Below are 15,727 nucleotides of genomic sequence, written 5' to 3' on the forward strand. Positions count from 1 at the left end.
AGTGAGCGTGTACCGAACCGGGAGCCCCGAGCGGAGCGTGCACCAGGCATGAGCGTTGTCGTCGTCGGTCTCAACCACCGCACCGCGCCGGTGCGCCTGCTCGAGCGGGCGTCGGTGCCGCCCGCCGAGCTCGGCAGTGTCCTGGCCGAGTTGATCAGCGGTGCGCACGTCGCGGAGGCGGTAGTGCTCTCCACCTGTAACCGGGTGGAGGTGTACGCCGCGGTCAACACGTTCCACGGCGCGCTGCACGAGATCGGCCAGGTGCTCTCGACCCGTACCGGCGTCCACATCGCCGAGCTCGCCGACCACCTCTACGTCCACTACGCAGACGCCGCCGTCCGGCACATCTTCACGGTCGTGTCCGGGCTGGACTCGCTGGTCGTCGGTGAGCCACAGATCCTCGGGCAGCTCCGCGACGCCTACAACGCGGCGGACAGCCACGGTGCGCCGGGCCGGATGCTGCACGAGGTGATGCAGCAGGCCCTGCGGGTGGGCAAGCGCGTCCACACCGACACCGACATCGACCACGCCGGCCAGTCGGTGGTGACCGCCGCCCTGCGGCTGGGCGCCGAGCGGGTCGGCTCCCTGTCCGGCCGTCGCGCCCTGGTCGTCGGCGCCGGTTCCCTCGGGGCGCTCGCCGCGGCCACGCTCCGCCGCGACGGCATCGGCGCGATCACCGTCCTCAACCGCACCCCGGAGACCGCCCACCGGGTCGCCGCCGGCGTCGGCGGGCGGGGTGGCGACCTCTCCGAGATCCGGGCCGCGCTCGCCGAGGCGGACGTCGTCGTGACCGCCACCGGCGCGACCGAGGCCGTGCTCACCTACCAGGACGTCTCCGCCGCGATCGAGGAACGTGGGCCGGACGCGCCCGACCTGGCCATCCTCGACCTGGCGGTGCCGCGCGACACCGAGCGGGCGGTCGACACGCTGCCGGGCGTCGTCGTGCTGGACATCGAGGCGCTCGCTGCCGCGCTGGCCCACGAGCCCGCGTCGGCCTCGGTCGGCGCCGCGACGTCGATCGTGGAGAGCGAGGTCGAGGCGTTCGCCGCGTGGCAGCGGTCGACCGAGGTGGCGCCGACGGTCGTGGCCCTGCGCGCCCGGGCCGACCAGGTCGTGGCCGGGGAACTCGAGCGGCTGCACACCCGGCTGCCCGACCTCGACGACGCGTCCCGCCGCGAGGTGGAGAAGACCGTCCGCCGGGTCGTCTCGACGCTTCTGCACACGCCGACGGTGCGGATGAAAGAGCTGGCTACGGCGCCTGGCGGAGACCGCTACGCTGCGGCGGTCCGGGAACTGTTCCTGCTCGATGGCCACGCCCGCCCGGCGGCGGCCGTCACGGTGGAGCCGGTCGGCCCGGAGAGCGTCGTCGACGGCAACCCCTGGATCGTCAGGGACAGCCCGGTAACCGAGAACGGAGTGCACCGATGAGCCGGCCGCTGCGGTTGGGCACGCGGGCGTCCGCGCTCGCCCTGGCCCAGTCCGGCCACGTCGCCGCCGCGCTCACCGCCGCCACCGGCCGTGAGGTCGAGCTGGTGCACATCAGCACCGAGGGCGACCGCGACCGCACGACGCCGCTGACCCAGATCGGCGGCACCGGCGTGTTCGTGTCCGCGCTGCGGGACGCGTTGCTCGCCGACGAGATCGACTTCGCGGTCCACTCGTACAAGGACCTGCCGACCGCCGCCGCCGAAGGGCTGACGATCGCCGCGGTACCGGTCCGCGAGGACACTCGGGACGCGCTGATCGCCCGCGACGGCCTGACGCTGGAGAAGCTGCCGGCCGGCGCCCGGATCGGAACCGGCGCGCCGCGCCGGATCGCCCAGCTGCTCGCCGCGCGTCCGGACGTGGTCTGCGTGCCGATCCGCGGCAACGTCGACACCCGGCTCGGCAAGGTCAGCAGCGGTGAACTCGACGCGGTCGTGCTGGCCGTGGCCGGGCTCACCAGGCTCGGCCGGTCCGCCGAGATCACCGAGGCCCTGGACCCCGACGTCGTGGTGCCCGCGCCGGCTCAGGGTGCGCTCGCGGTCGAGTGCCGGTCCGCCGACACCGCGCTGGTGACGCTGCTCGGCGCGCTGGAGTCACCCAGCGCACGGGCCGAGGTCCTGGCGGAACGAGCCCTGCTGTCCACGCTCGAGGCCGGATGCAGTGCCCCGGTCGCCGCCTGGGCCACCGCACGCAACACCGATTTGACCTTGCGAGCCCGGGTCGCGTCGCTGGACGGTTCCACCGTGCTGACCGACGCGCGGACGATCTCGTACGACAGTTTGCACACCGACGCCGAAACGGTCGGTCGGCAGCTCGCTGCTGACCTTCTCGCTGCCGGCGCCGACACCCTGATGGGGAGAACCGCATGACCCGTCGCTCCACGACTGGCCGGATCACGTTCGTCGGGGCAGGCCCCGGCGACCCGGGTCTGTTGACCCGGCGTGCGCTCGATGCCGTCGCTGACGCCGACCACATCCTGCACGACCGGTCTCTTCCGGCCACCCTGCTGGCCGCGGTGGTCGCCGGGGCGCCCGCCGAGGTGGAGGTGAGTGTCGCCGAGGGTGCGGCGGGTGACGTCGCGAAAGTGCTGCTGTCCGGAGCCCGCTCCGGCCGCACGGTGGCCCGCCTGGTCGCCGGCGACCCGCTGACCGCGGAGTCGATCGTCCGCGAGGTGCAGGCGGTCGCCCGGACCTCGATCCCGTTCGAGGTCGTTCCGGGCGTTCCGCTCGCCGAGGGCGTCACCGGCTACGCCGGCGCGCCGACCGGCGGCCTGCGCACGACGGTCGAGGTGCGGGACGTCACCGCGCTCGACTTCGACGCGATGGTCGCGGTCCCCGGCTCGCTGACGCTGACGCTGGACGCGGGTGACCTGCCCGCCGTCCGGGACGGGCTGCTCGCGGCCGGGATGAGCGGTCAGGCGACCGTGCTGGTGACCGGCGACGGCACCACCGACACCCAGTCGACCTCGGTCTCCACGCTGGACGGCATCGTCGACGCCGCGATCGGCCTCTACGGCACGCTGGTGGTCTCCATCGGCGCCGGCGTCGGTCTGCGGGACAAGCTCTCCTGGTGGGAGTCGCGGCCGCTCTACGGCTGGAAGGTCCTGGTGCCCCGCACCAAGGAGCAGGCCGGTGCGATGAGCGCGCAGCTCCGTGGCTGGGGTGCGATCCCGGAGGAGGTGCCGACGATCGCCGTCGAGCCGCCCCGGACCCCGGCGCAGATGGAACGGGCGATCAAGGGCCTGGTCACCGGCCGGTACGAGTGGGTCATCTTCACCTCGACCAACGCGGTGAAGGCGGTCTGGGAGAAGTTCGCCGAGTTCGGTCTGGACGCTCGCGCGTTCGCCGGCGTCAAGATCGCCTGCGTCGGCGACGCCACCGCGGCGGCCGTGGAGGCGTTCGGCGTCCGGGCGGAGCTGCTGCCGAGTGGTGAGCAGTCGAGCGACGGTCTGCTCGCCGACTTCCCGCCGTACGACGAGGTCCTTGACCCGATCGACCGGATCCTGCTGCCGCGGGCCGACATCGCGACCGAGACGCTCGCCGCCGGTCTGATCGAGCGCGGGTGGGAGGTCGACGACGTCACCGCCTACCGCACCGTCCGGGCCGCTCCGCCGCCGGCGCCGATCCGCGACGCGATCAAGTCCGGGGGCTTCGACGCGGTGCTGTTCACCTCGTCGTCCACGGTCCGGAACCTGGTCGGCATCGCCGGTAAGCCGCACGCACGCACGGTCGTCGCCTGCATCGGGCCGAAGACCGCGGACACCGCTCGCGAGCTCGGCCTCCGTGTCGACGTGCAGCCGGAGACCGCGAACGTGCCGTCGCTGGTGGAGGCATTGGCCGAGTACGCGCTCGAGCTCCGCGAGAAGCTCGCGTCGCTGCCGGCCAAGCCGCGGCGTGGCGCGAAGGCCCAGGGCCCGACCGCTGGGCGGCTCGCGCGTTGACCGTTCTCGCCTGACCGGTTCAGGTGACGCACCAAACGTCACCTGAACCAGCAAACACGGGGTCGCGTCCTGCATTGTGGGAGTGACAGTGGACGCGGCCGGAGAGGGAGACCGATGAGCGGAACGTTGCGGCGAACCACTGCGGGTGCGCCGTCGCTGGAGAAGCTCTGCCCCGGGATGGTGCCGGGTAGCGGCGGCGGTGGCGGCGGGTTCCCGAGCGTCCGCCCGCGGCGGCTGCGGCAGAGCCCGGCCATGCGTCGGCTGGTCTCCGAGATCCGGCTGCACCCCGCCGACCTGGTCCTTCCGATGTTCGTCAAGGAAGGGCTGGACGAGGCACGACCGATCGCGTCGCTGCCGGGCGTCGTCCAGCACTCGCGGGATTCGCTGCGCAAGGCCGCTGCCGAGGCCGTCGAGGCGGGTATCGGTGGGCTGATGCTGTTCGGCGTCCCGACCGAGCGCGACCACTGCGGGACGACCGACGAAGTCCTGAACACCGCGATCGCCGACGTGATCGCCGAGGTCGGCAGCGACACGGTCGTGATGAGCGACCTCTGCTTGGACGAGTTCACCGATCACGGTCACTGTGGTGTCCTGGCCGCCGACGGCACGGTCGACAACGACGCCACGCTGCTGCGGTACGCCGAGATGGCGGTCGCCCAGGCCGATGCCGGAGCGCACGTGCTCGGGCTGTCCGGGATGATGGACGGGCAGGTCGGCGTGGTGCGGGCCGCCCTCGACGCGGCCGGCCACACGAACGCCGTCATCCTCGCCTACGCGGCGAAGTTCGCGTCCGGGTTCTACGGGCCGTTCCGGGACGCGGTGGAGTCGCAGCTCCAGGGCGACCGGAAGACCTACCAGCAGGACCCGGCGAACGCGGCCGAGGCGCTGCGCGAGGTGGCGCTCGACGTCGCCGAGGGTGCCGACATCATCATGGTGAAGCCGGCCCTGCCCTACCTCGACGTGCTGCGCCAGGTCGCCGACGCGGTGGACGTGCCGGTCGCGGCGTACCAGGTCTCCGGCGAGTACGCGATGGTCGAGGCGGCAGCGGCGAACGGGTGGATCAACCGCGAGCAGGTCATGCTCGAAACCCTGCTCGGCGCCCGCCGCGCCGGCGCCGACTTCGTCCTCACCTACTGGGCCACCGAGGCGGCCGGTCTTCTCGACTGAGGGTCAGCGGGGGGAGCCGGCGAGGCGTTTGGTGAGGAACGCTAGTACCGGGAAGACGAAGAGGAAGCCCCAGCCGAGCGTCGCGACCGCCCAGAGCAGGGACGCGAAGCCGGTCGCCAGGTAGCGGCAGACCAGGAACACCGCGACCAGCGTCCCGAGCCAACCGGCCGCGGTCTTGGCGGTCATCATCCAGGTCGTCGTGCCACCACGCCGGATCAGCGCGACGCAGGCCAGCAGCGCCAGCGGTACCGCGGCGAGGCGGCTCGCCACCGTGGCGGCGTCCGCGCCGTCGGCGGTGACCCAGCCGGTGACCGGATCGGGCATCCAGTCGGTCTGCTCGCGGATCGTCGTGCTCGCCTCGAACGCGCCGGCGAGCCAGGAGGGCGCGGTCAGCGCTCCGTCGACCAGCAGTTGCCGGACGAACGGCGCCTGCGCCACGGCGTCGAGCAGGCCCAGCACGATCAGGATCAGCAGTCCGCGGCTCCAGGCACGGCGTCCGGACGCCGTGCCGATCGGCGGGCACTGGAGGCGCTGCCACGGCAGCTGGCGCGGCCTGCGCAGCGGCGCGGCGGCGGCACGGCTGTCCGGGGTGCCCGGCGGTAGCGGGCCGCGCTGCTGCGGCGCGACCCCGTGAGGCGGCCGGACGCCGTTCCGCGGGGCAGCGCCGGGTGGCCGGCCGTTGAGCGAGGCACCGCCGGGCGGCGGGACAGCGGGCGGCGGCTGGGTCGGGGGTGGGGCGGCGGTCGCGGCTCGGAGGCGGGCAGCGGCGCCCTGCAGGCGGGCCGCGCCCTCCTTCAGCTTGGCCGCCACCTGGGCCGGCGGAGCCATCTGGGCCGGCGGAGCGGCGGTGCCCGCCTTCGCGGTGCCCGCAGCGGCGGCAGTGGTCGCGGCGGCGGCGCCCGCGGCGGCTGGAGCGGCGGCGGTCGGCCGGGCGGCGATCGGGGAGGACGATCCCACGCGGCCGGCGCGCACCTCGATCGGGGCGCCCCCGGAACGGCGTGAGAACCGGTCGGCGAGGTACGCGACCAAGTCCAGCGGCTCGTCGTCCGCCGCGGCGTGCGCACCAGGAGGCGGGGCGTCGGCGCTCGTGAACGGCCGCGTCGGCGCGGGTCGGTGCCGAATCGCGGCACCGACCTCGGAGGGGAGCCAGCTGTCCTGGTCGGCGAACGAGCCGACGTGGCGGACGATCCAGTCCAGCGAGGGCCGCTCAGTGGGCTCCTTCGCCAGGCAGCTCCCGATCAACTCGGCGAGGCCGGTGGGCAGCCCGGACAGGTCGGGCGGTGCGGTCGCCACCCGGTTCGCCACCGCGAACGACTGCCCCGCCCCGAACGGCGCGACGCCCGTCGCCGCGTGCGCCAGCACCGCACCCAGCGAGAACACGTCGCTGCTCGGCGCGAGCGGGGTACCCGCGAGGTGCTCCGGCGACATGTAGCCGGGCGTCCCGAGCAGCGGGCCGTCCCCCGTGAGGTCGATGCCCTCGACCACCTTGGCGATCCCGAAGTCGATGACCCGGGGCCCGTTCTCGGACAGCAACACGTTCGACGGCTTCAGATCGCGGTGGACGACCCCGGCGGCGTGAATGACCTGCAGCGCCTCGGCCAGACCGGCGGCCAGGGCCCGGACCGTGTCCTCCGGCAGCGCGCCGTGCTCGTTCAGCACCTGGGCGAGGGACTGGCCACGGATGTACTCGGTCGCGAGCCAGGGCGGATCACCGTCCGGGTCGGCGTCGAGCATCGCGGCGGTGAACGGTCCACCGACCCGTTGGGCCAGCGCCACCTCACGGCGGAAGCGGGTCCGGAAGTCGGGGTTGAGCGCGAGATGCCCGTGCACGGCCTTGACCGCGACCAGGCGTCCGCCCGGCGACCGGCCCAGGTACACCGTGCCCATGCCGCCGGTTCCGAGCACACCGACCAGCCGGTAGTGCCCCAGCTGTCCTACCGTCGGCGCAGTCACTGACCCGCGGCTCCTTCCCCGTTCGCCCGGGGCCCGGCACTTCCTGCGTGCCCGGCGCTCCGCGTCGAGGCCGTCCCCGGATCCCGGTGTCGGAATCGCGGTGCCCGGGCCCCGGCGACCATCGTTACTGGTCGAGTCAACCGGTGCCAGGCCGTGGCCGCTTCGTTACGAGGTCCGGCCGTAGGAGTCGGCGACCTGGTAGACCCGTTCGACGTACGCGGGGACGCGGTTGTAGCTGAACACGGCGGACGACCAGCCGGCGCCGGTGGCGAGATTCTGATCACCGGCGCAGAGGTAGTAGCCGGCCGCGAGCGCGGCGTCGTCGATGTCGTAGGGGTCTGCACGGTTGTTGCCGTCGGCGTCCACCGCCCAGGCCCGCCAGGTGGTCGGGAGGAACTGCATCGGACCGATCGCGCGGTCGTAGGTGCGATCGCCGTCGAGCGTGCCCCCGTCGGTGTCCCGGATGAGTTCGACGCCGACGCCGCCGGCCAACGGAACGCCGATGATCGGGCGGCTGGTGGTGCCGTCCGGCCGGAGCGTGGCACCGCCGTAGCGTCCGTGATTGGACTCGACGGCGCCGATGCCGGCGAGCAGCGTCCAGGAGAGCCGGCAGCGGGGCTTCGCGGTGGCGAGTACCGCTTCGGCGTAGCCGTAGGCCTGGAGCGCGACCGCTGGGATCCCGAGCTGTCGGAGTGCGCCGGCCCAGGACGCGAGCCGGTCGGCTGGGCGGCCGGCGGTCTCCTCGGGGCGGGCGGCGTTCAGCGGCGCGCTGGCAGCGCTCTCCGAGGGCGGCGGCGGTGTGGTGGCGGCGAGGCTCGGCGGCGCGGCGGTCGGGGCGGCGGGTGGGGACTCCAGCGGGGGTGGAGCGGTGAGCGGTGGTTCGGGTTCCGGGCGGCTCCAGCTCCACACGACCCAGCCGGCGCTAGCGAGGCAGAGAACGAACGCGGTTGCCCCCGCGACCGGGGCCCAGTAGCGGCGGATCCAGTACCGGCGTGCGGCCGGGTGGGTGGGCTCCCCGAGGGTCTCCTGGACGCCCGCCTCCGTCTGCGCAGGCGGGAGCTCGGTGGCGGGCGAGGAGGCGTCGGGCGGTGGCTCCGAGGCCTGCTGGACGCGCGCCCCGGTCCGTGCGGCCCAGGCTTCGGCGTGGTGGGTCCACGCGACGGCGGTCTGTCGCCACGGCTCGACGGGCGGTGGCGGCGCCCCGCTCACGGGCGGACCAGCCGCTTCTTCGCCCTCGAACTCAGCCGTCCGGTTAGCCCCGTCTTCGCTATCTTTGCCCGTTTCGCTGCGCACGGTCCCAGGGTGCCGCTTCCGACCGGTGTGTGCACGCTTGCCGAGCAGGTAGTTCAACTCATGTGCGCAGGTCGGAGCAGGAGTCATGATGTGCGCATGACCAGCCCGAGACCCGAGCAGGGGTCCGCCTCCGCCGCAACGCACGCCGCCATGCGAGCCGCCCTCGCTGACCTCGTGCGTGACGGCGTCCTCGCGCCCGGCCAGGCCGACGCGGTGGCACACCGTCTCGGTCCGCTCTGGGCCACGCCGATCCCGGCCGGGCCCGCCCCGGGTGAGCACCGGACCCGCACGCGCATCGTCGAGATCGCGGGTTACGTCGGTGGCGCGATGGTGCTGGGTGGTGCGGCCGCGATCGTTGTCCCGACCTGGGACGCGTTCCCGTCGATCATGCGGTTCCTGCTGGCGGTGGTCGCCACGCTCGTGCTGGGCGGCGGTGCGGTCGCGGCCCGGTTCGCCCGCCTCGGCGACGACACGCTCGACGCGCGGCTCCGGCTGGCGTCCGTGCTCGGAGCGCTGGCCGCCGGTGCGGCGGCCACTGCGGCTGCGGTGCCGGCCTCCGACTCGGCCGAGGTGCTGGCCGGTTCGCTGGCGGCGCTGCTGGTCGCGGTATCGGGGTACGCGCTGGTCCGGGGAGCCCCGCTGATGTTCACCGCCTGGTTGGCGTCGGCGATGCTGGTCGGTGACTTCCTCGGCCGGGCGAACGTGGACGACATCCTGCCCTGGGGGATCGCGTATGCGGTGCTCGGCGCGTTCTGGATGCTGCTGGCGATCCCGGTGCGCGGCACCCCGATCCGCGAGCCCGGCGTGGCGGTACTCCTCGGCGGGCTGACCGGATTCGGCGCCGCTGAGGCGGTCACCAACGATTCGTACCTGGGCGACGGACCGCTGCTCGCGATCGTCGGGCTGCTCATGGGGGTGGCGTTCGCCGCCGGGTGCTTCGCGCTCTATCTCGGGACTCGTCGCTGGCCGGCGCTGGTGCCTGCGGTGCTGATCGCGCTCGTCGTGCCGGCGACCGCGCTGGCGCAGATCCTCGACAGCCTGCTCGCGGCCGGGTTCGCGGTGGCGCTGGTCGGACTCCTGTTGCTGGTGGCGGGCGGGGTCGCGCTGTTGTCGCGTCGCCCCGGCGGCCCGCCGCCCGCGCCGGTCCCCGGCCCGTGACGTGACGTGACAGCAAGTGTGGTGTGGGCAAGCGCCCACACCACACTTTCGTGTCACTAGCTACCTCGGGTGATCCACTCCTGCAGATGCGGCGCCTCGGCGCCGATCGTCGTCGTGTCGCCGTGGCCCGTGTGCACGACCGTCTCTGCAGGCAGCGACAGCAACCGGTCCCGGATCGAGTCGATGATCGTGCCGAAGTCGCTGTACGACCGACCGGTCGCGCCCGGTCCACCCTGGAACAGGGTGTCGCCGGAGAACAGCGCACCGAGCTCCGGCGCGTAGAAGCAGACGGCGCCAGGAGCGTGTCCCGGCGTCGCCAGCACCTCCAGGGTCACCCCGGCGACGGTGAGCTTCTGGCCGTCGCTGAGCGGCCCGTCCGGCGCGCGGTCGGGGTAGACCATGTCCCACAGCACCTGGTCCGCCGGGTTCAGCAGGATCGGCGCCCCGACGTACCCGGCCAGTTCGACCGCGGCGTTGACGTGGTCGTTGTGGGCGTGGGTGCAGGCGATCGCGGTGACCGTCCGGCCACCGACCGCGGCGGCGATCGCGTCCGCCTCGTGCGGGGCGTCGATCACCAGGCACTCGGAGTCGTCGCCGACGATCCAGACGTTGTTGTCGACCTCCCACTCCCCGCCGTCGAGCGCGAAGATCCCGGAGGTGACGAGACGATCGATCCGAGGGCTCACGGGAAGGTCACCACCGAGCGCAGCACGTCGCCGTGGTGCATCTTCGCGAACGCCGCCTCGACGCCGTCCAACGGAATCGTCTCGGTGACGAATTTGTCCAGCGGGAGACGTCCCTGCAGGTACAGGTCGATCAGCATCGGGAAGTCGCGGCTCGGCAGGCAGTCGCCGTACCAGGACGACTTCAGCGCGCCGCCGCGGCCGAACACGTCGATGAGCGGCAGTTCGAGGGTCATGTCGGGCGTCGGGACGCCGACCAGCACGACGGTGCCGGCCAGGTCGCGGGCGTAGAACGCCTGCTTGTAGGTCTCCGGACGGCCGACCGCATCGATCGCGACGTCGACGCCGAAACCGTCGGTGAGGTCCTGGACCGCGGTCACCACGTCGTCGACCTCACGGGCGTTGATCGTGTGGGTGGCGCCGAACTCCTTCGCCCACTCGAGCTTTCGGGGGTCGACGTCGATCGCGATGATCCGGCGCGCACCCGCGAGGTAGGCACCGGCGATCGAGCCGTCACCGACGCCGCCGCAGCCCCACACCGCGACGCTGTGCCCACGGCCGACGCCGCCGGTGTTGATCGCCGCGCCGATGCCGGCCATGACACCGCAGCCGAGCAGGCCCGCGACGGCCGGAGCAGCCTCGGGGTCGACCTTCGTGCACTGCCCGGCCGCGACCAGCGTCTTCTCGATGAACGCGCCGATGCCGAGCGCGGGGGAGAGCTTCGTGCCGTCCTCGAGCGTCATCGGCTGGGTCGCGTTGTGCGTGTTGAAGCAGTACCAGGGCTGACCGCGCAGGCACGCCCGGCAGTCGCCGCAGACCGCGCGCCAGTTCAGGACGACGTAGTCGCCGGGGGCCACGTTGGAAACGCCCGCTCCCACGGCTTCCACGATGCCGGCCGCTTCGTGGCCGAGGAGGAACGGGAACTCGTCGTTGATGCCGCCCTCGCGGTAGTGCAGGTCGGTGTGACAAACGCCGCACGCCTGCACCTTCACCACGGCTTCGCCGGGACCGGGGTCGGGCACCAGGACGGTCGTGACCTCCACCGGGGCGCCCTTGCCTCGGGAAACTACTCCGCGTACCTCCTGCGTCACTGCGACTCCCCTTCCCGCGTGGGTGCCGGAGAGCAGAACGCCCCGGCGCGTGCGGCGATTGTTACGGGACGATGATCTGAAGAGAAGCCTAGTTCCTGTGAATGGGAGAGCGCCGGTGGCTAACGAGGTCATCGCCAGGGTCGTCATCGTCGGGGCCTCGCTCGCCGGCTGGTCGGTGGCGCGCTCCCTGCGGTCGGCCGGGTTCGGTGGCGCGATCGACCTGATCGGCGACGAGCCGCACCGCCCCTACGACCGTCCGCCGCTCTCCAAGGCGTACCTCGCCGGTGACCTCGACCTCGACGGCATCTCGCTGCTCGTCCCGGACGAGGACGTACCGGTCACCTGGCATCTGGGGGTGCCGGCGGTTTCGTTGCGCGACCGCACGGTGGCTCTGGCTGACGGGACGTCGATCACCGGTGACGCGGTGGTGATCGCGACCGGCACCTCGCCGCGAAGCCTGCCCGCCGCGGCCGGGCTGCGGGGCGTGCACACGCTCCGCTCCACCGACGACGCGGACGCTCTGCGCGCGGCGTTCGTGCCGGGCGCGCGGGTAGTCGTCATCGGGGCCGGATTCATCGGGTCCGAGGTGGCGTCGACGGCGTCCAAGCTCGGAGCATCGGTCACCGTACTGGACGCGGCGGCGGAGCCGATGGCCCACGTGTTCGGGCCTTCGATGGCTGCGGTGGTCACGTCGTTGCACGGGCTGAACGGCGTGTCGTTGCTGACCGGGGTGTCGGTGGCCGGGCTCTCGTCCGCTGACGGCGCCGTCAGCGGGGTCGTGCTCGCCGACGGGCGGGAGCTGCCGGCGGACGTCGTCGTGGTGGGGATCGGGGTGGCGCCGGCGGTTTCGTGGCTCGCCGACTCGGGGGTCGCCCTGGACAACGGCGTCGTCGTGGACGCCGCCGGGCGGACGTCGGTGCCGGGGGTCTGGGCCTGCGGCGACGTGGCGCGTTACCCCTCGGTGCGGGGTGGCGGGCTGATCCGGGTGGAGCACTGGACGCATGCCCGCGAGCACGGTGCCGCGGTGGCGTCCGGGCTGTTGGGGACGCCGGTGGAGTACGACCCGGTGCCGTACGTGTGGAGCGAGCAGTACGGCGTGATGATCCAGTTCGCCGGCTTCGTACGGCCGGGGGATTCCGTGGAAGTCGTGGACGGGGACCCGGGCGAGCACCGGTTCGTTGCCACGTACCGGCGGGACGGGCGGTTGGTCGCGGTGCTCGGTGCGCGCATCCCGCGGACGTTCGTGCGCCTCCGCCGCGAGCTAGCCGCAGCCTGAAGAAAGTTGATCGCTTATCGACGTATCGGCGGCGCGCCATACGTCGATAAGCGGTCAGAAATCTGCCGTACGCACGACCGTGGCCGCCGACCCCCTCCCGGGTCGGCGGCCACCGTCGTGTCGGCTCAGCCCTTCAGGTTCAGGGTGAGCGTGTTGCCGTCACCGGCCAGCAGCGTCGTCAGGAGCGGCGTGAGCAGGCCGCACTTGGTGAACGCCGGGATCTTGTAGGTGCCGGACACCGTCGTCGTCGCGAAGATGTCGATCGGCGTGGTGTTGGTCAGCGTCGCGCTGGTGGCGGTCTTGCTGATGCAGTTCGGGCTGACGAGGTTCAGGTTCGGCAGCGCGTCCTGGTAGACCTTCAGGACCTGCAGCTTGAACGTGGTGGTGGTCGTCAGCTTGTTGGCGGCCAGGTCGACGGTGCCGGTCAGGCCGCTCTGCGGGACGATCCGGACGATCGACGTGGTCGGGATCAGGTTGGCCAGCTTCAGCTTCACCGTCAGGTCGGGGATCTCGGCCGTACCGGTGAGCGTCTTGGCGTCCAGATCGATCGAGGTCTTCACGACCGACGTCGGGATCTGGGCCGTCACCTTCTGCTTGGCGATGAAGGTCGTTCCCGTGGTGTTCGCGAACACCAGGTCGATCGGGGCGGCCTGAGCCGGCTGTGCGAGGGCGAGACCAGTGGCGGTGGCCGCCAGAGTGGCGGTCAACGTGGCGAGCAGGCGACGCAGGGGACGCACGGTTCCTCCTTGACGGCGGGGCCGGAGAACGGCGGAGAGCAGCGCGGTCACCGTTTTCGGCTGTGTGGCAGCGGTCACCTTACTGACGAGTAACCGGGTTGCGCCAGTGGAAGTTGGCAACTTCCGCGAAATGCCGATGCGGCTGTGACGCGGGCACGAATTACCGTCGTGTGGCCTCGTTCGCGCATGACAAATGCGCGGCTCGTCGTACGGGGGTGGGCCCCGCCCAACCGGCGCGCGACGACGGATCGGGCGGGTGATCACCCGCCCGATCCGTCATCACCAAGGCCTGCGCCGGGCGCGGGCGGCGAGGCTAGAGGAAGCGGGCCCGGCCGCCGTCGAGTTCGTAGACCGCCCCGACCAGCTTCACTGAGCCGTCGGCGACGGCGTCCGCGATCGCCGGCGAGCGCTCGATCAGCAGCTTGATCACCCGCGTCACGTTGTACGCGATCGCCCGGGACAGCTGCTCCTCCTTCGTGCCACCCTCGCGCTGGGCCTGCAGCGTGATCGGCAACACCCGCTCCACCAGGTCACGCACCGACCCGCCCGGTTCGAGTTTCCCGGACGCGGTCTCGGCAGCGGCCTTGAGCGCACCGCACGACTCGTGCCCCATCACGACCACCAGCGGCACGTGAAGTTGAGTGATCGCGAACTCGATGCTTCCGAGGACGGCGAAGTCGACGATCGGCCCGGCGGTGCGGCACACGAACAAGTCGCCGAGCCCCTGGTCGAACACGATCTCGGCAGGCACCCGCGAATCGGCACATCCGAGCACCGCCGCGAACGGCTCCTGGCCGGCGACGATCTGCGCGCGTCGGACGTCGTCTTGGTTCGGGCGGGCGGGCGTACCGGCGGCGAAGCGGGCGTTGCCCGCCACCATCAGGGCGTACGCCTCATCCGGAGTCGGACGGGAAGGACGCTGTTCGGGCGCCACCGGCAGTGGCGTCGGATCGGGCATCGCAGACAAGGCGGCTCCTCGGGAGTCGTCTGGGCCCCGGGGAGTGGGGCCCGAAGCTCTGTATACGACGAAATCGCCGTGAGGGGCCAAGGATGTGGGTGTCACCACGGTACCCGGCAGGACGTCTACGGCCGGTAGTTGTCACAATGGCGCGGTGAGCTATCCCGACGACGCGCCCCTCTCGGCCGACTGGTTCGCGCGTGCCAGCACCGTCGTGCCCGGCGGGGTCAACTCGCCGGTCCGAGCTTTCCGGGCGGTCGGCGGTACGCCACGGTTCATGGTCCGGGGCGAGGGCGCCTACCTCTACGACGCCGACGGGCGCGAGTACGTCGACTTGGTCTGCTCCTGGGGCCCGCTGCTGCTCGGCCACGCCCACCCGGAGGTCGTCGCCGCGCTGACCGCCGCCGCCGCGAAGGGCACCAGCTTCGGCACGCCCAGCCCCGGCGAGGTCGAGCTGGCCGAGGAGATCGTCGCCAGGGTCGAGCCGGTCGAGCAGGTCCGCCTGGTCAACTCCGGCACCGAGGCGACGATGAGCGCGATCCGGCTCGCGCGCGGCGTCACGGGCCGCAGCAAGGTCGTCAAGTTCGCCGGGAACTACCACGGCCACGTCGACGCGCTGCTCGCCGCCGCCGGCTCCGGCGTCGTCACGTTCGGCCTGCCGGACACGCCCGGCGTCACCGGGGCGAGCGCTGCGGACACGATCGTGCTGCCGTACAACGACAAGGAAGCGCTGACGGCGGCGTTCGCCGAGCACGGCGAGGCGATCGCCGCGGTGATCGTCGAGGCGATCCCGGCGAACATGGGTGTGGTCCCGCCGAAGGACGGCTTCGACCTGCTGCTGCGCGAGGAGTGCACCGCGAACGGCGCGCTGCTGATCAGCGACGAGGTGATGACCGGCTTCCGGATCTCCCGGGCGGGCTGGTTCGGTGCCTCCGAGGGTCGCGTCGTCCCCGACCTGTTCACGTTCGGCAAGGTGATGGGCGGCGGGCTGCCCGCTGCGGCGTTCGGCGGCAAGGCCGACGTGATGGCCGCGCTCGCGCCGGCCGGGCCGGTCTACCAGGCCGGCACTCTCTCCGGTAACCCGCTGGCCTGCGCCGCCGGCCTCGCGACGCTCCGGGCGGCGACGCCCGAGGTCTACGCCGCGGTGGACGCCTCGGCCGCGCAAGTGGCCAGGTCGGCGTCGGAGGCGTTGACTGAGGTCGGTGTGCCCCACCGGGTGCAAGCGGCTGGCAACCTGTTCTCAGTGTTCTTCGGCGCCGGTGAAGTCGTGGACTTCGACGGCGCGCGCAGGCAGGACACCGCGGCGTACGCGGCGTTCTTCCACGCGATGCTGGCCGAGGGCGTCTACCTGCCGCCCAGCGCCTACGAGGCGTGGTTCCTGTCGGCCGCGCACGACGACGAGGCACTGGGTCGGATCGCGGCAGCGCTGCCCGTGGCGGCGCGCGCTGCTGCATCGACCCGAGCAGACGCCTGAGAATGGGGGCCT

Annotated in this window: 13 protein-coding genes; 7 read left to right on the forward strand and 6 right to left on the reverse strand. The window is 72.6% G+C overall.

Features of this window, described 5'->3' with window-relative positions; genetic code table 11:
* Positions 1-48: 48 nt before the first annotated feature.
* From ABEB28_RS34330 to hemB, 4 genes are all read left to right on the forward strand, one after another.
* Positions 49-1,428, forward strand: coding sequence for a glutamyl-tRNA reductase (locus ABEB28_RS34330; RefSeq protein WP_345732423.1), 1,380 nt, complete (start codon positions 49-51; stop codon positions 1,426-1,428).
* Positions 1,425-2,354 (forward strand): hydroxymethylbilane synthase, encoded by a 930-nt coding sequence (gene hemC, locus ABEB28_RS34335; RefSeq protein WP_345732424.1) that lies wholly within the window; start codon positions 1,425-1,427, stop codon positions 2,352-2,354. The genes ABEB28_RS34330 and hemC overlap by 4 nt, the downstream gene beginning before the upstream one ends.
* Positions 2,351-3,925 carry a bifunctional uroporphyrinogen-III C-methyltransferase/uroporphyrinogen-III synthase gene (locus ABEB28_RS34340; protein ID WP_345732425.1) on the forward strand — a complete coding sequence of 525 codons (1,575 nt, stop codon included), beginning with the start codon at positions 2,351-2,353 and terminating at the stop codon, positions 3,923-3,925. The genes hemC and ABEB28_RS34340 overlap by 4 nt, the downstream gene beginning before the upstream one ends.
* A 177-nt stretch (positions 3,926-4,102) precedes the next feature.
* The gene (gene hemB / locus ABEB28_RS34345; protein ID WP_345732497.1) at positions 4,103-5,092 is read left to right on the forward strand and encodes a porphobilinogen synthase; all 990 of its coding nucleotides are present in this window, start codon (positions 4,103-4,105) and stop codon (positions 5,090-5,092) included.
* A 3-nt stretch (positions 5,093-5,095) separates the two neighbouring features.
* On the opposite strand, the gene ABEB28_RS34350 is transcribed toward hemB, so the two are convergent.
* Positions 5,096-7,045: a serine/threonine-protein kinase gene (locus ABEB28_RS34350; protein WP_345732426.1), complete on the reverse strand. Its 1,950-nt coding sequence runs from the start codon at positions 7,043-7,045 to the stop codon at positions 5,096-5,098.
* Between the two features lie 165 nt (positions 7,046-7,210).
* Positions 7,211-8,254 carry a lytic transglycosylase domain-containing protein gene (locus tag ABEB28_RS34355; RefSeq protein ID WP_345732427.1) on the reverse strand — a complete coding sequence of 348 codons (1,044 nt, stop codon included), beginning with the start codon at positions 8,252-8,254 and terminating at the stop codon, positions 7,211-7,213.
* 180 nt (positions 8,255-8,434) lie between these two features.
* Between ABEB28_RS34355 and ABEB28_RS34360 the strand changes: the two genes are divergently transcribed.
* Positions 8,435-9,496 carry a hypothetical protein gene (locus ABEB28_RS34360; protein ID WP_345732428.1) on the forward strand — a complete coding sequence of 354 codons (1,062 nt, stop codon included), beginning with the start codon at positions 8,435-8,437 and terminating at the stop codon, positions 9,494-9,496.
* Positions 9,497-9,552: 56 nt separating this feature from the next.
* Here ABEB28_RS34360 and ABEB28_RS34365 read toward each other — a convergent pair whose 3' ends face one another.
* On the reverse strand, positions 9,553-10,182 hold the full coding sequence (locus ABEB28_RS34365) for an MBL fold metallo-hydrolase (protein WP_345732429.1): 630 nt from the start codon (positions 10,180-10,182) through the stop codon (positions 9,553-9,555).
* The gene (locus ABEB28_RS34370; protein ID WP_345732430.1) at positions 10,179-11,270 is read right to left on the reverse strand and encodes an S-(hydroxymethyl)mycothiol dehydrogenase; all 1,092 of its coding nucleotides are present in this window, start codon (positions 11,268-11,270) and stop codon (positions 10,179-10,181) included. Before ABEB28_RS34370 ends, ABEB28_RS34365 begins: the two co-directional genes overlap by 4 nt.
* 115 nt (positions 11,271-11,385) lie before the next feature.
* Here ABEB28_RS34370 and ABEB28_RS34375 point away from each other — a divergent pair, with 115 nt between their 5' ends.
* A complete protein-coding gene (locus ABEB28_RS34375; protein WP_345732431.1) occupies positions 11,386-12,546 on the forward strand; it encodes an NAD(P)/FAD-dependent oxidoreductase in 1,161 nt (386 codons plus the stop codon).
* 125 nt (positions 12,547-12,671) lie between these two features.
* Here the strand turns inward: ABEB28_RS34375 and ABEB28_RS34380 are convergent, their stop codons facing one another.
* Together ABEB28_RS34380 and ABEB28_RS34385 are read right to left on the reverse strand one after the other, a co-directional pair.
* Positions 12,672-13,283: a hypothetical protein gene (locus tag ABEB28_RS34380; RefSeq protein WP_345732432.1), complete on the reverse strand. Its 612-nt coding sequence runs from the start codon at positions 13,281-13,283 to the stop codon at positions 12,672-12,674.
* 313 nt (positions 13,284-13,596) lie between these two features.
* Entirely contained in the window at positions 13,597-14,241 is a 645-nt protein-coding gene (locus ABEB28_RS34385) for a carbonic anhydrase (protein ID WP_345732433.1), read from the reverse strand.
* Positions 14,242-14,395: 154 nt separating this feature from the next.
* Between ABEB28_RS34385 and hemL the strand changes: the two genes are divergently transcribed.
* Positions 14,396-15,715, forward strand: coding sequence for a glutamate-1-semialdehyde 2,1-aminomutase (gene hemL / locus ABEB28_RS34390; protein ID WP_345732434.1), 1,320 nt, complete (start codon positions 14,396-14,398; stop codon positions 15,713-15,715).
* The last annotated feature ends 12 nt before the right edge of the window (positions 15,716-15,727 follow it).

Origin of the sequence: Cryptosporangium minutisporangium (assembly GCF_039536245.1) — a bacterium.
In the GTDB taxonomy this organism is placed as follows: Bacteria; Actinomycetota; Actinomycetes; order Mycobacteriales; family Cryptosporangiaceae; genus Cryptosporangium; species Cryptosporangium minutisporangium.